The 13,637-nt window shown below is 72.7% G+C and carries 15 protein-coding genes; 7 read left to right on the top strand and 8 right to left on the bottom strand.

Features of this window, described 5'->3' with window-relative positions:
• The first annotated feature begins 215 nt into the window (after nt 1–215).
• The 6 genes from OHQ87_RS06740 (at nt 216) to OHQ87_RS06715 (ending at nt 5,998) form a co-directional block, all read left to right on the top strand.
• Entirely contained in the window at nt 216–1,388 is a 1,173-nt protein-coding gene (locus OHQ87_RS06740; RefSeq protein ID WP_328345957.1) for a 4-hydroxybenzoate 3-monooxygenase, read from the top strand.
• 287 nt (nt 1,389–1,675) lie between these two features.
• Nucleotides 1,676–2,638 carry an ABC transporter substrate-binding protein gene (locus OHQ87_RS06735; protein ID WP_328345955.1) on the top strand — a complete coding sequence of 321 codons (963 nt, stop codon included), beginning with the start codon at nt 1,676–1,678 and terminating at the stop codon, nt 2,636–2,638.
• Between the two features lie 65 nt (nt 2,639–2,703).
• Entirely contained in the window at nt 2,704–3,504 is an 801-nt protein-coding gene (locus OHQ87_RS06730) for an ABC transporter permease (RefSeq protein ID WP_328345953.1), read from the top strand.
• Nucleotides 3,501–4,325 (top strand): ABC transporter permease, encoded by an 825-nt coding sequence (locus OHQ87_RS06725; RefSeq protein ID WP_328345951.1) that lies wholly within the window; start codon nt 3,501–3,503, stop codon nt 4,323–4,325. The genes OHQ87_RS06730 and OHQ87_RS06725 overlap by 4 nt, the downstream gene beginning before the upstream one ends.
• On the top strand, nt 4,318–5,130 hold the full coding sequence (locus OHQ87_RS06720) for an ABC transporter ATP-binding protein (RefSeq protein ID WP_328345949.1): 813 nt from the start codon (nt 4,318–4,320) through the stop codon (nt 5,128–5,130). Before OHQ87_RS06725 ends, OHQ87_RS06720 begins: the two co-directional genes overlap by 8 nt.
• A gap of 34 nt (nt 5,131–5,164) precedes the next feature.
• On the top strand, nt 5,165–5,998 hold the full coding sequence (locus OHQ87_RS06715; protein ID WP_328345947.1) for a PaaX family transcriptional regulator: 834 nt from the start codon (nt 5,165–5,167) through the stop codon (nt 5,996–5,998).
• On the opposite strand, the gene OHQ87_RS06710 is transcribed toward OHQ87_RS06715, so the two are convergent.
• From OHQ87_RS06710 to OHQ87_RS06695, 4 genes are all read right to left on the bottom strand, one after another.
• Nucleotides 5,976–7,502, bottom strand: coding sequence for an acyl-CoA synthetase (locus OHQ87_RS06710; protein WP_328345945.1), 1,527 nt, complete (start codon nt 7,500–7,502; stop codon nt 5,976–5,978). The genes OHQ87_RS06715 and OHQ87_RS06710 overlap by 23 nt on opposite strands.
• Before the next feature lie 60 nt (nt 7,503–7,562).
• A complete protein-coding gene (locus tag OHQ87_RS06705; protein ID WP_328345943.1) occupies nt 7,563–8,015 on the bottom strand; it encodes a MaoC family dehydratase in 453 nt (150 codons plus the stop codon).
• The gene (locus OHQ87_RS06700) at nt 8,012–8,914 is read right to left on the bottom strand and encodes an amidohydrolase family protein (RefSeq protein ID WP_328345941.1); all 903 of its coding nucleotides are present in this window, start codon (nt 8,912–8,914) and stop codon (nt 8,012–8,014) included. Before OHQ87_RS06700 ends, OHQ87_RS06705 begins: the two co-directional genes overlap by 4 nt.
• Nucleotides 8,915–8,985: 71 nt before the next feature.
• Entirely contained in the window at nt 8,986–9,912 is a 927-nt protein-coding gene (locus OHQ87_RS06695) for an SDR family oxidoreductase (protein WP_328345939.1), read from the bottom strand.
• Between the two features lie 82 nt (nt 9,913–9,994).
• Here OHQ87_RS06695 and OHQ87_RS06690 point away from each other — a divergent pair, with 82 nt between their 5' ends.
• Nucleotides 9,995–10,462 carry a MarR family winged helix-turn-helix transcriptional regulator gene (locus tag OHQ87_RS06690; protein ID WP_328345937.1) on the top strand — a complete coding sequence of 156 codons (468 nt, stop codon included), beginning with the start codon at nt 9,995–9,997 and terminating at the stop codon, nt 10,460–10,462.
• A 25-nt stretch (nt 10,463–10,487) separates the two neighbouring features.
• Here OHQ87_RS06690 and OHQ87_RS06685 read toward each other — a convergent pair whose 3' ends face one another.
• The 4 genes from OHQ87_RS06685 to OHQ87_RS06670 are packed head-to-tail and all read right to left on the bottom strand — an operon-like array spanning nt 10,488 to nt 13,539.
• Entirely contained in the window at nt 10,488–11,216 is a 729-nt protein-coding gene (locus tag OHQ87_RS06685) for an IclR family transcriptional regulator (protein WP_328345935.1), read from the bottom strand.
• A gap of 54 nt (nt 11,217–11,270) precedes the next feature.
• On the bottom strand, nt 11,271–12,218 hold the full coding sequence (locus tag OHQ87_RS06680) for a PDR/VanB family oxidoreductase (protein ID WP_328345933.1): 948 nt from the start codon (nt 12,216–12,218) through the stop codon (nt 11,271–11,273).
• Nucleotides 12,215–12,445, bottom strand: a complete 231-nt coding sequence (locus OHQ87_RS06675) for a hypothetical protein (protein WP_328345931.1) — start codon at nt 12,443–12,445, stop codon at nt 12,215–12,217. Before OHQ87_RS06675 ends, OHQ87_RS06680 begins: the two co-directional genes overlap by 4 nt.
• Before the next feature lie 14 nt (nt 12,446–12,459).
• Nucleotides 12,460–13,539 carry an aromatic ring-hydroxylating dioxygenase subunit alpha gene (locus OHQ87_RS06670; RefSeq protein ID WP_328345929.1) on the bottom strand — a complete coding sequence of 360 codons (1,080 nt, stop codon included), beginning with the start codon at nt 13,537–13,539 and terminating at the stop codon, nt 12,460–12,462.
• Between the last annotated feature and the right edge of the window lie 98 nt (nt 13,540–13,637).

Here is a 13,637-nt window from a genome sequence, read left to right as displayed (position 1 = left end):
GCGGACCGTCGTACCCATGTCGAACGTACGGGCGGACAACGGTATCCGTCAACGCGTTGACGGCGGCCGGGCCGCGTGCCAACGTTCAGAAGGAGAACAGCCGTTCGTTGAGCGAACACGGCGCAGTGCCCGCCGGGCCGAGGTCCACCCTCCCGGGAAGACCCGGTCACGCTCCCGTGCGGACGGGCAGCGGGCGGGGAACGAGGAGGTCGCGGATGCGTACCCAGGTCGGCATCGTCGGCGCCGGACCGGCCGGACTCATGCTGTCGCACCTGCTGCACCGGCACGGCATCGAGTCGGTGGTGCTGGAGAGCCGCAGCCGGGACCACGTCGAGCACCGGGTCCGGGCCGGCGTCCTCGAACAGGGCTCGGTCGACCTGCTCCGCCGTGCCGGCCTCGGCGAGCGGCTGCGCCGGGAGGGGTTGCGGCACGAGGGCATCGAGCTGCGCTTCGCCGGCGAGTCGCACCGGGTGCCGATGACCGAGCTGACCGGACGGGCGATCACCGTCTACGGGCAGCAGGAGGTGGTCAAGGACCTGATCGCCGCCCGGCTCGCGGCCGACGGCACCATCCTGTTCGACGCCGACGTGGTCCGCCTGACCGGCCTCGACACGGACTCGCCGATCGTCCACTTCCGACGCGACGGGCGCGAGGAGGAGCTGCGTTGCGACTTCGTGGCCGGCTGCGACGGGTTCCACGGGGTGAGCCGGGGCGCGGTGCCCGAGGGGGTGCTGACCAGCTACGAACGGGTGTACCCCGTCGCCTGGCTGGGCGTGCTCGCCGCCGCCGCGCCGGCGGTGGAGGAACTCGTCTACGCCCACCACGACCGGGGCTTCGCCCTCTACAGCATGCGTTCCCCGGAGATCTCCCGGCTCTACCTCCAGGTCGCCCCGGACGCCGACCTCGCCGACTGGCCGGACGAGCGGATCTGGGCGGAGCTGCGGACCCGGCTGGAGACGGTGCCGGGCTGGTCGCTGACCGAGGGGCCGGTGCTGGAGAAGTCCGTCACCGGCATGCGCAGCTTCGTGGTGGAGCCGATGCAGTGGGAGCGGCTGTTTCTGGCGGGGGACGCGGTGCACATCGTCCCGCCGACCGGCGCGAAGGGGATGAACCTGGCGCTGGCCGACGTCGCGCTGCTCGGGGACGCCTTCGCCGCCTGGTACGACCACCGGCGCACCGACCTGCTGGCGGGCTATTCGGCAACCGCGCTGCGTCGGGTCTGGCGGGCGCAGCACTTCTCCTGGTGGATGACCTCGATGCTGCACCGGCTGGCGCACGACGACCCGTACGAGACGAAGCTGCAGACCGCGACGCTGCGGTACGTCGCCACCTCCCGGGCCTATGCCACCAGCCTGGCCGAGAACTACGTGGGCCTGCCCGAGGTCTGACCACCTCGGACAGGCCACTGCGGAAGCGCGGTCACCGGGGGTGGCGGCCCCCTCCTGCCCGGGCACCGGTGGGAGCGACGCCACCACGACACAGCGTCGTTCAACTAATTCCTGACGGGCGTCAGAGATTCTTGACTTTCGATGCCGGGGTGGCTGACCATGGCCACCACAGCGGCGTGCGCCCCCACGCAGCGGTCGGTGCACCCGCAGATCCGAGGCATGTCCCGCCGGCTTCCGACGCACCCCACCACCCCCGCCCAGGAAGGGCCTCGTCAATGAAGAAGGTCATGGCTCTCGGGTTGATCGCCGTCACCGCGATCGCCCTCACCGGATGTACCGACTCCGACGCGTCCACCCCGTCCGCGCAGACCTCGGGCGACCTGCGCAAGGTGCGGGTCGCGGCGCTGCCCATCACCGAGACCGCCGCGCTGTGGGGCGGCATCAAGGCGGGCCTCTTCGCCGAGCGTGGGCTCCAGGTCGAGGTGCTGCCCGCCCAGGGCGGCGCGCAGGCCATCCCCGCGCTGATGAACGGCGACATCGACTTCGCCATCGGCCAGCCCTTCGGCCCGTTCCGGGCCGACCTGCAGAAGCTCGGCGTCGTCATCATCGGCAACTACGCCTCCTCGTACGCCGACGGCGACGACATCAACGCCGTGGTGGCCTCGGCCAGGTCCGGCATCAGGCGACCGGCCGACCTCGCGGGCAAACGGGTCGCGGTCAACAGCCTGGGCGCCGCCGGCGACGTCACGATCATGGCGGCGGTCGAGAAGGACGGCGGCGACCCCACCCGGATCAAGTTCGTCGAGGTCGCCTTCCCCGACGCTCCGGCCCAACTCGCGGCCGGCAACATCGATGCGGCCTGGGTGCCGGAGCCCTTCGTCACCCAGCTCAAGAGCCGGGGCGACACCTTCGTCGTCGCGCCCTACCAGGCGGTCGTGCCCGGCCTGGCCACCCTCACCACCATCACCACCACCGAACGCACCGAGAAGGACGCCAAGCTGGTCGAGGACTTCTCGGCGGCGATGAAGAAGACCCTGGAATGGGCCCGCGACCCGGCCAACGAGACGGCCGTGCGACAGGCCATCAAGGACAACCTCCAGCTGCCGCCGCCGGTGGCGGAGTCGGTCCGGCTCCCGGCGTTCGGCTGGGACGTCGACCGGTCGAGCCTGCAGAAGCTCGCCGAGCTCGCGCAGAAGTACCGGGTGCTCGACCGGCAACCCGACCTCGACCGCCTCGTCCACCAGCAGTAGCCGGCGGGCCGACGCCCTCCCCGGTCCGGGGAGGGCCGCACCGCCCACGCCACCACGGAGGTGACATGCGCCTGCTCCCCACCCGCCGCCTGCCCGCGTCGCGCAGGGCACTGCTGGGCGTCGTCGGCCTGGCCGGATTCCTCGCCGTCTGGCAGGCGGTCCCGGCACTGGGCCTGGTCGACCCGCAGTACCTGCCGTACGTGACCGACGTGCTGGCACGGCTCTCCGAACAGCTCGTCGACCTCGCGTTCTGGCGGCGGCTGGGCAGCACCATGACGTCCTGGGCGATCGGGGTGACACTGGCGACGGTCGCCGCCGTCGTCCTCGGCACGGTCGTCGGCCTGGTGCCGTTCCTGCGGCGCGCGACGCACACGATCGTGGAGTTCCTGCGCCCCATCCCGTCGGTCGCCCTCATCCCGCTCGCCGTGCTGATGTTCGGCATCCAACGGCAGGCGGCCCTGGTCATCATCGTCTACGCGTCGTTCTGGCAGGTGTTCGTGCAGGTGATCTACGGGGTCGCCGACGTCGACGCGGTCGCCCGGGACACCGCGCTCAGTTTCGGTCTACGTCGCCGCGAACGGCTGACCCACCTCGTCCTGCCGACCGCCCTGCCGTACCTGATGACCGGCGTGCGGCTCGCGGCGGCGGTGGCGCTCATCCTGGCCGTCACCGCCGAGATGGTGATCGGCAACCCCGGCCTCGGCCGCATGATCGAGCTGTCCCGCTCGGGTGGGGACGCCGTCGGCCTGTACGCCCTGGTCGTGGTCACCGGCCTGCTCGGGCTGGCGGTGAACCTCGTCTTCCGGTTCGTGGAACGGCGGACCCTGTCGTGGCACCAGTCGGTACGAGGGGAGCAGGCGCAGTGACCGCGTACCCGGGCCGGATCGCCACCCCGCCGCGCCGTCGCGCCGCCGGCGACCGCCTGATGGCGGGCGTGCTGCACGCGCTCGGGCTGCCGCTGCTGCTCCTGGTGCTCTGGGGCCTGGTGGCGACCAGGTCGACCAGCCTGTTCTTCCCCGGCCCGGTGACGATCGCCGAAGCCTTCGTCGACACCTGGATCGGCCCGGCGTTCGTCGAGGACGTGCTGCCGAGCCTCTACCGCCTCGGCCTCGGCGTCGCCGCGTCGATCGTGCTCGGCATCGCCGCCGGCACCGTCATCGGCCTGACCCGGTGGCTGCGCGAACTGCTCGAACCACTGCTGGAGTTCCTCCGGGCCATCCCGCCACCGGTGCTGATCCCGGTGGCCATGCTCCTGCTCGGCATCACCGACACGATGAAGGTGGCGGTGATCGTCTCCGGCGCGGTCTGGCCGATCCTGCTGAACACCGTCGAGGGTGTCCGGGCGACCGACAGCGTGCTGACCGAGACCGCCCGGTCGTTCCGGGTCACCTGGTGGCAGCGGCTGTGGTTCCTGGTGCTGCCGGCCGCCAGCCCCCGGATCATGGCCGGGGTCCGGCAGGCGCTCTCGGTCGGCCTCATCCTGATGGTCATCTCCGAGATGTTCGCCTCGTCGGCCGGGCTGGGTTACCGGATCGCCTACTTCCAGCGCAACTACCTGGTCGCCGAGATGTGGAGCGGCATCCTGCTGCTCGGGCTGGTCGGTGTCCTGCTCGCCGTCGCATTCGGTCTCGTCGAACGGCGCGTGCTGCGCTGGTACCACGGAATCAGGGAGGTCAACCGTGCCTGACCGGCGCACCCTGCTGCGGGTGGAGCACCTGCGCAAGGTCTACCAGTCCCCCACCGGCGACGTCGAGGCGATCGGGGACCTCAGCTTCACCATGGACGCCGGCGAGCTCGTCTGCATCGTCGGGCCGTCCGGGTGCGGCAAGACCACCCTGCTGAAGTGCCTCGCCGGGCTGCTGCGCCCCACCGGTGGGGTGGTCGAGATGCACGGCGCGCCGGTGACCGGCCCGAGCCCCGCGATGGCCGTGGTGTTCCAGGAGTACGGCCGCAGCCTCTATCCGTGGCTGACGGTGCGCGGCAACGTCGAGCTTCCGCTGCGGCACAAGAAACTCTCCCGCGCGGACCGGGCCACGCTGGTCGCCGACGCGCTCGACGCGGTGGGCCTGGCACACGCCGCGTGCAGCCACCCGTGGCAGCTCTCCGGCGGGATGCAGCAGCGGGTGGCGATCGCCCGGGCCCTCGCCTACCAACCCGAGGTCCTGATCATGGACGAACCGTTCGCCGCGGTGGACGCGCAGACCCGGGCCGACCTGGAGGACCTGGTCCGCGAGCTGCACGCCCGCCGTGGGATGTCGATCCTCTTCGTCACCCACGACATCGACGAGTCGGTGTACCTGGGCCAGCGGGTGCTGGTGCTGTCGCACTCCCCGACCCGGGTCCGCGAGGACCTGGCGATCGACCTGCCGGCGGAGCGCGACCAGATCGGCACCCGCGCCCTGCCCCGCTTCACCGAGCTGCGCACGCACGTCTACGGCGAGATCCAGCGGGCCAAGCGGGGGCAGAATGTGGCCCCGCACCTCGCGCCGTGAGCGCCGGGGCACCCGCCCGTCGAAAGGGACGACCGTGAGCCGGCGTCAACCGAAGCAACTCCTGCTCGCCCTCTTCGGCGAGCACGTGGTCGACGACGCCACCGGGCCGATCCGGGCGAGCGCCCTGATCACCGTGCTGGAGGGGGCGGGCGTCGCCGCGCCGGCGATCCGGGCCACCCTCGACCGGCTGGTCCGCAGCGGCATCCTCACCCGGGGCCGCAGCGGCAGGGAGACCCTGTTCTCGCTGACCGAGCACGGGGCGGCGGTGCTGCGCGAGGCGACCTACCGGGTGCGCGGGCCACGACCGTTCGACCCCCAGGGCAGCGGCTGGACGCTTGTCACCTTCTCGATCCCGGAGGACCAGCGCCGGCTGCGGCACCGACTGCGCTCCACCCTCACCTGGGAGGGTTTCGCGCCGATCCGCGACGGGCTCTGGCTGGCGCCCGGCGAGGTCGACCTCGCCGGGTCGTTGGAGCCGCTGCGACAGGACCTCGCGCCGCACGCCGTGGTCGCCTTCCACGCCCGCGAACTCGCCGGCTTCCCGATCGGCGAGAGCGTCCGCGCCGCCTGGGACATCGAGGCGATCCGCCGCGAGCACCTGGCGTTCATCGAGGTGTGGGACGACCCGGCCGCGACGGCGCTGGCGTCGAGCGCGCTGACCCTGCGGACGATGCTGGTGGCGGACTGGCTCGCCCTGCTGCGGGCCGACCCGCGGCTGCCGGCGGAGTTCATGGACGCGCAGTGGCCGGCCACCCGGTCGGTGGAGACCTACCGTCGGGTGCACCGGACGCTGGCCGAGGCGTCCGCGGCGGAGTTCGCCGCCCTCGTCGCGGCCCGCCCCACGGTCAGCCGGCGAAGCGGGCCCTGAGGTCGGCCTTGCGCACCTTTCCCGACGCGGTGCGCGGCAGCTCGTCGACGACGACCACGTTCTTCGGCAGCTTGTAGCGGGCGAGCCGGCCGTCGAGGTGGGCCCGCACGGTGTCGGTGTCCACGGTCGCCCCCTGCCGCACGGTCACGATCGCCCACGGCACCTCGCCCCAGCGGTCGTCCGGCACCCCGATGACGGCCGCCGAGACCACTCCGTCGATCTCGCCGAGCAGCAGTTCGATCTCGGCCGGGTAGATGTTCTCCCCACCCGAGATGATCATGTCCTTGAGCCGGCCGGAGATGTGCAGGTAACCGTCGGCGTCCAGGTGGCCCAGGTCCCCGGAGCGGAACCACCCGTCGGCCGTGAACGCCTCGGCGGTCGCCGCCGGCAGCCCGTGGTAGCCGGGGAAGACGTTCGGCCCGGCCACCTCGATCTCGCCGACGGCACCGGCGGGCAGCACGGCTCCGGTCGGGTCGGTGATCCGCACGTCGGTGAAGAAGTGCGGTAGGCCCACGCTGCCCTGCTTGGCCCGGGTCATCGCGGGGGGCAGCGCGGTCACGCCCGGCGACGCCTCGGTCATGCCGTACCCCTGGGAGAAGGACAGGCCCCGCGCCTCGTACGCGTCCAGGATGCGGGTCGGCACCGCCGAGCCGCCGCAGGTGAGCTTCGCCAGCGTGGACAGGTCGGTCGAGGACCAGGCGGGATGGTCGGCCAGCAGCTGGTAGGTGGTCGGCACGCCGCTGAGCATGGTGACCCCGTGCCGGGCGATCTGCGCCAGCGCCCGCCCCGGCTCGAAGCCCCGCTCGACGACCATGGTGGCGCCCTTGAGGATGACGGGCAGGGCGCCCATTCCCAGCGAGGCGACGTGGAACAGCGGCGAGATCATCAACGCCACGTCGGTCGAGACGACGTCGTAGTCGACCACGCAGTTGAGCGCGACCCAGGTGAGGTTGCCGTGGGTCAGCACGGCGCCCTTGGCCCGACCGGTCGTGCCCGAGGTGTAGACGATCGCCGCCGGATCCTGGTGGTCGGGGTCGGCGTGGCCGGCGTGCCCGGGATCGGCTTCCCGCACCAGGGGGGCGAGCCCCGGCCGGTCCGGGGTGCCCGCACCGGTGACGACGACGTGCGGGGGCCGGACGGCCGGCAGGGCGGTGGCCACCGGCACCGCGAAGTCCGGGTCGTGGATCAGCACCCGGGCGGCGCAGTCCGTCAGGACGTGACCGATCTCGGGGGGCGCCAGCCGGGTGTTGACCGGCACGAAGACGGCACCGAGCTGCGCCGCCGCGAACATCACCTGGAGGAACTCCGGGCTGTTCTCACCCAGGTAGGCCACCGCGTCACCGGTGCCGACGCCGTGCTCGCCCAGCACCACCGAGACCCGGTCCACGGCGTCGGCGAACTGGGCGTACGTGACGGTGTAGCCCTCGCCGTGGATGAGGGCGACCCGGTCCGGGGACGTGAGCCGGCGCCTGGCCACCCACGCGCCGATTCCGTGCTGGTGCATCAGCAGTCTCCTGGTGGTGGAGGTGGAGGTGGTGTGCCCACCCGGCTCGGACACCCGGGCTCAGGCGTGGAAGCGGTACAACCCCCGCGCGACGACCGCCGGCTTGGCCGCACCCTCGATCTCGATGGTCTGGTCGACGGTGAGCTGGTAGCCGCCCCGGACCTCGGTCACCTCGGCGACCGTGGCCCGCATCCGCACCCGCGCCCCGACCACCACCGGGGCGGGGAAGCGCACCCGGTCGAGGCCGTAGTTCACCTTGGTCGACACGCCCTTGACCTCGAGCAGCTCGGTCCAGAACGGCACCGCCAGGGACAGGGTGAGGAAGCCGTGCGCGATGGGCGCGCCGAACGGGCCGGCCTTCGCCCGCTCAGGGTCGACGTGGATCCACTGGTGGTCGTCGGTGGCGTCGGCGAACAGGTGCACCTGGTCCTGGGTGACCGTCCGGTACCCGGTGTGCCCCAGATCGGTGCCGGCGAGGTCGGCGAGCTGGTCGTAGGTGATGGTCGTGGTCATGGCGCTTCCTCTCGTCGTTCCCCGGCGAGGCCCAGCAGCCGGACCGCGTTGTCCTTGAGGATGCCCGGGAGCACCTCCGGCCTGAGGTCGGTGGTCGCGACGTCGCGCAGCCACCGGTCGGGGGTGAGCAGCGGATAGTCGGTGCCGAAGAGCACCCGGCGCCTGAGCACCGAGTTGGCGTGGCGCACCAGCTCGGCCGGGAAGTACTTCGGACTCCAGCCGGACAGGTCGATCCAGGTGTTGGGTTTGTGGGTGGCCACCGACAGCGCCTCGTCCTGCCAGGGCACCGACGGGTGGGCCATCACGATCTGCAGGTCGGGGAAGTCGGCCGCGACCGGGTCGAGCAGCATCGGATTGGACAGGCCGAGCCGCAGGCCGTAGCCGCCCGGGGTGCCCGCGCCGATGCCGGTCTGCCCGGTGTGGAAGATCGCCGGGAGCCCGGCCCGCGCGATCAGGCCCCACAGCGGGGCGTACTCGTCGTGGCCGGGGTCGAAGCCCTGCACTGTGGGGTGGAACTTGAAGCCGCGTACCCCCTCCTGCTCGATCAGCCGGGTGGCGAGTTCGAGGGCCGCCTCGCCGGTGCGCGGGTCGACCGACCCGAAGGGGATGAGCACGTCGGCGTGCTCGGCCGCGGCACGGGCGATGTCGACGCTGGACAGCGGTGGATGCTTCAGCTGGGTGCCCGCGTCCACGGTGAAGACGACGGCGGCCATGTCGCGCTCGCGGTAGTACCGGGCCACCGCGTCGACGGCGGGCCGGGGCCCGTCCGTCCGGAAGTACTTCGACACCGCCGCCACCAGCGGCTCGGGCAGCGAGGTGTGGCCGTGGCCGTCGACCTCGATGTGCACGTGCATGTCGATCGCCGTGACGGCGTCGAGGTCGATCGCGGGCTGGTACACGGGGGCGGCCTCCGTCGGGGGGGTCGGATCCGGCGGGCGGTCTCGTCGGTGGGGTGCACCGGTCGGACGGGTCAGGGGGCCGCCGGCTGGAACTGGGCGGGCAGCTCCGGGAATCTCTCGCCGACGCTCTGCGCGGCCCCGTCGAACGTCGCCGGCCACGCCTCCACCAGAGCGTCGTAGGTCCAGCCGCCCTCGCGGTACGCGGTCAGCGCCGCCTCCGGGTGGGTCCAGACCTGGAGCCGGTCACCGCCCACCCCGAGCACCTGCCCGGTCACCTGGGCCGCCGCGTCGGAGCCGAGGAACGCGACCAGCCCGGCGACGTCGTCGGCCGTGCCGAACCCGAGATCGTGCCGGAAGAACGCGGGCATCGGCTCGCCGTCCGCCTCGGCGCGTACCGCGGCGGCGAAGTAGGGGACGGTGGCGGTCATCGCGGTCGCGGCGACCGGGACGACCGTGTTGGCGGTGATGCCGGACCGCTTCAGCTCCAGCGCCCAGGTGCGGACCATGCCGACGATGCCCGCCTTGGCAGCCGCGTAGTTGGTCTGGCCGAAGGTGCCCCGCTGACCGGTGGGTGACCCGATGCAGATGATCCGCCCGCCCTCGCCGGCCTGCCGCATGTGCCGCACCGCCTCGCGCACGGTGGTGAAGGTGCCGCGCAGGTGCACGTTGACCACCGTGTCGAAGTCGTCGTCGCTCATCTTCCACAGCACGGTGTCGCGCAGCACGCCGGCGTTGGTGACCAGGATGTCCAGCCGGCCGAACTGCGCGACCGCCGTACTGACGAGTTGCGTCGCGGTCTCGGTCGGGCCGACCGGTGCGACCACTGCGACGGCCCGCCCGCCGGACGCCCCGATCGCCGCCACGGCCTCCGCGGTGGCCTCGGCGTCGACGTCGTTGACCACGACGGCCACGCCGCGTCGCGCCAACTCCCGGGCGTACGCGAGGCCGAGCCCGCGCCCGGATCCGGTGACGATGGCGACTTTGCCGTCCAGTGACATGGGCACTCCCTTTCGTCGATGCGATCTGAGCATGGACCGTTGAAAATGTCAATTATTTAGGAAGCTTGCTACCATCGTCGCCATGTCCCCCGCCGAACGCAGCCGATCGACCGGCCGCGACCGGCTGCGGGACAGCGTGCTCGCCGGGGACCTCAGCTTCCTGCTGGCCAGGGCCAACGCGCTCGCCCTGGCAGCGGCGAACGCCGCCCTCGCCGAGCACGGGTTGAAGGCCCGCTCCTACTCGGTGCTCGCCCTGGCCGCCGACGACGTCCGCCCGACCCAGCGGGAGCTCGCCGAGTTCCTGCGTCTCGACCCGAGCCAGGTAGTCGCCCTCATCGACGGGCTGGAGCAGCGCCACCTGGTCGAGCGGCACGCCGACCCCGCCGACCGCAGGGCCAACGTCCTGGTCGCCACCGAGGCCGGTCGGGCCCTGTTCGTCCGCGCCCAGGACGCCGTCAACGCCGTGGGGCTCGGCTCGCTGGCCGGCGTGACACCCCGGGAGCACGAGTGGCTGGCCCCACTGCTGCGCCGGCTGGCCTTCCCCGACTGACACCGCGACCGCACCCGACCGGTGGTCACCGATGTGCGCCGCCCAATGCCCGGGAGAGCACCCGGCCGGCGGCCCGGACCAGCGGCGCCAGCGCCACCGGGTCCGCCCGGTCGTGGGCGACCACCAACGAGATCGCCGCCACCACGCCCTGCGGTGCACGGATCGGCGCGGCCACCGACAGGGCGTCCATGGTGACCTGACGGTCGCTTACCGCGTACCCGGCCCGGCGCACCTCGGCGAGACAGCGGCGCAGCCGCCCCGGGTCGGTGACGGTCAGTGCGGTGTACCGCTCCAGCGGCGCGGCCAGCACCTGTTGCTGGATCTCGACGGGCGCGTGGGCGAGCAGGACCAGTCCGACGCCGGTGGCGTGCAACGCGAAGCGGCCACCCACCCGGGTGAGCACCGGCACGGCGTGCCGCCCGGCGATCCGTTCGATGAAGACGAGTTCGAGGTCCTGCCGGACGGCGAGCTGGACGTTCTCGTGGGTCACCTCGTAAAGGTCCTCCATGACCGGGAGGGCCACCTCCCGCAGCCCCAGGCCCCGGGGCGCGAGCGAGCCGACCTCCCACAGCCGCAGGCCGATCCGGTACCGCCCGTCGTCGCCGCGTTCCAGCGCCCCCCACGCGAGCAGTTCGGCGACCCGCCGGTGCACGGTGGACAGCGGCAACCCGGCCCGCCGGGCCAGCTCGCTCAGGGTCAGCGCCGGGTCGGCCGGGCTGAACGCGTCGAGCAGCGCCAACACCCGGCTCGTCACCGACCGTCCCGGTTGCCCGCGCACCCCACCATCCTCCCCGCCCGCGCCGACCGCTCACAGCTCCAGGACGAGCCGGGGCGTACGGGACCGGGAGACACAGATCAGCATGGTGTCCCCGGCGGCCCGCTCCTGCGCGGTGAGCAGGCTGTCGCGGTGCTCGGGCACCCCGGCGAGCACCGGGGTCTCGCAGGTGCCGCAGGTGCCCTCCCGACAGGACGAGAGGACCGCCACGCCGGCCTGCTCCACCGCCCGCAGGATCGACGTGCCCGCCGGCACGGTCACCGTCCTGCCGGACAGCGCGAGTTCGACCTCGATCGCCGCCTCCGGCCCGCCGGTGTCGTCGCGTGGAGCGAACCGCTCGACGTGCAGGCCGCCGGGCGGCCAGTCCCGACAGTGCTCCTCCACCGCCCGGACCAGGGATTCCGGGCCGCAGCAGTAGACGAGGCCGGTGTCGGGTCCACCCAGCACGGTGACCAGGTCGAGCAGGCCGGTCTCGTCCTGCGGGTGCAGGCTCACCCGGTCGCCGTAGGTCTCCCGCAGGTCGGTGGCGAAGGCCATGGCGGCGCGGCTGCGGCCGCCGTACACCAGTCGCCAGTCGGCGCCCGCGGCGTCGGCGGCGGCCACCATCGGCCGGATCGGGGTGATGCCGATGCCGCCGGCGACGAAGAGGTAGCACGGGCCGGCGACCAGCGGGAAGGTGTTGCGGGGACCGTGCACCCGGACGGCGCCGCCGACGGTGAGCCGCTCGTGCGCCAGCCGGGAGCCGCCGCGCCCGTCCGGTTCGCGTTGCACCGCGATCCGCAGGACCGACCGCTCCCCCGGGTCGCCGCAGAGGGAGTACTGGCGGACCAGCCCCGGGCCCAACTCCAGGTCGACGTGCGCACCCGGGGTCCACCCGGGCAGGTCGCCGCCGTCCGGACGACCCAGGCCGATCTCCACCACCTCCGCCGCCACCCGCTCCCGGGCCACGACCACCAGCTCCGTCCCGGCCAGGTCGGTCACGCCGGCACCGCCGGCCGCCCTGGCACGGATGCCGTGGCCGCCGGCCGCGCCGGTGGTACGGACGCCGGCCGCGCCGGAACCCGGTGGCCCCGCGGGTGGCCGAGCAGCCACTCCCACAACTCGACCGGTTCGTCGGCGGCCCGCTCGGCACCGCAGTGGCAGATCCCGCGCAGCGTGTCCGTGCCCGGCACCCAGTGGACCCGGTGGACCCGCTCTCCGGTGAGCATGCGGACAGGGGAGGTCACCGCGGCACTCCCACCGTCCCCGACCCGACCATCCGGGCCAGCAGCCGTCGGGCGGCCAGGCCACCGGTGTCGATGTTGATGCTCAACTCCTGGTAGCGCTCCGGCTCGGCGGCGATCACCCGCTCCAGGATGTTCAGCGCCGCCACGTCCTGCATGACCACTGTGTGGTTGCTCTGGTGCAGGTACTCGCTGACCGACTCGTCGTCGATGGCGAAGTCGCGTGCCACCGCCCAGAAGTCGTACGTGGTGTGCGCGGTCGACGGGGTGATCGCGTACACGATCTCGGCGTGGAAGGCGTCGCTGTCCTCGCCCTCGGCGGGCGGCGGCACCCCCTGCGGCGCGATCCGGCTGTGCAGGAGATAGAGGCAGGGCGGGTGGTACTCGATGTCCTGCCACCTGGTGATCCGGCCCTGGATCCCGGTCGAGTGGGCATAGAACGGCGGGCACTCGGCGTCGTCCATGTGCCGGCTGACGTAGACGACGCCCCGGTCCTCGTCGACCTCGGTGGTGATCGGGGTGTCCGCCACCTCCGGCGTGCCGATGTAACCACCGTGCAGGTAGGTCTCGTGGGACAGGTCGAGCAGGTTGTCGACCAGCAGGCCGTAGCGCGCGTCCAGCGGGGCCATCCCGCGCACCACCGCGTACCGGGGGTCGGCAAGCCACGGGGCACGGGGAATCGCGGCCGGATCGGCCCGGTCCCGGTCGCCGATCCAGACCCAGACGAAGGAGTCCTGCTCCACCACCGGATAGGAGGCGACCCTCGCGGTGCGCGGAATGCGCTGCTGACCGGGTACGAAGACACACGCGCCGGTCGGGTCGTAGGTGAAGCCGTGGTAGCCGCAGACGACCGTGTCGCCGTCGAGCCGGCTCTCGGACAACGGGTAGCGCCGGTGTACGCACCGGTCGGCGAGCGCCACCGCCTCCCCCGCCCCGGTGCGGTAGAGCACCAGTGGCTCACCGAGCACCGTACGGGCGAGCAGACCCCGGCCGACCTCACCGCCGTAGGCCGCCACGTACCACTGGTCCCGGGCGAACACCATCCGACCGACCTCCTTCTCGACGTACGTCGATGCCACTGCATCATCGCGCGCGGCACCCGGTGACCGGGACGAGGTCTTCCACTGAGTGGAAGTCGGGGGCGGGGTCGGCCGGATTCCCGGGGAGGCGGGCGAGG

The organism is Micromonospora sp. NBC_00421 (assembly GCF_036017915.1).
GTDB lineage: Bacteria > Actinomycetota > Actinomycetes > Mycobacteriales > Micromonosporaceae > Micromonospora.
This window is presented reverse-complemented; position numbering and strand designations above follow the sequence as displayed.

Coding starts and splice junctions, on each gene's coding strand:
- OHQ87_RS06740 (WP_328345957.1), top strand. CDS start 216: ATGCGTACCCAGGTCGGCATCGTCGGCGCCGGACCGGCCGGACTCATG.
- OHQ87_RS06735 (WP_328345955.1), top strand. CDS start 1,676: ATGGCTCTCGGGTTGATCGCCGTCACCGCGATCGCCCTCACCGGATGT.
- OHQ87_RS06730 (WP_328345953.1), top strand. CDS start 2,704: ATGCGCCTGCTCCCCACCCGCCGCCTGCCCGCGTCGCGCAGGGCACTG.
- OHQ87_RS06710 (WP_328345945.1), bottom strand. CDS start 7,502: ATGCACCAGCACGGAATCGGCGCGTGGGTGGCCAGGCGCCGGCTCACG.
- OHQ87_RS06705 (WP_328345943.1), bottom strand. CDS start 8,015: ATGACCACGACCATCACCTACGACCAGCTCGCCGACCTCGCCGGCACC.
- OHQ87_RS06695 (WP_328345939.1), bottom strand. CDS start 9,912: ATGTCACTGGACGGCAAAGTCGCCATCGTCACCGGATCCGGGCGCGGG.
- OHQ87_RS06690 (WP_328345937.1), top strand. CDS start 9,995: ATGTCCCCCGCCGAACGCAGCCGATCGACCGGCCGCGACCGGCTGCGG.
- OHQ87_RS06675 (WP_328345931.1), bottom strand. CDS start 12,445: ATGCTCACCGGAGAGCGGGTCCACCGGGTCCACTGGGTGCCGGGCACG.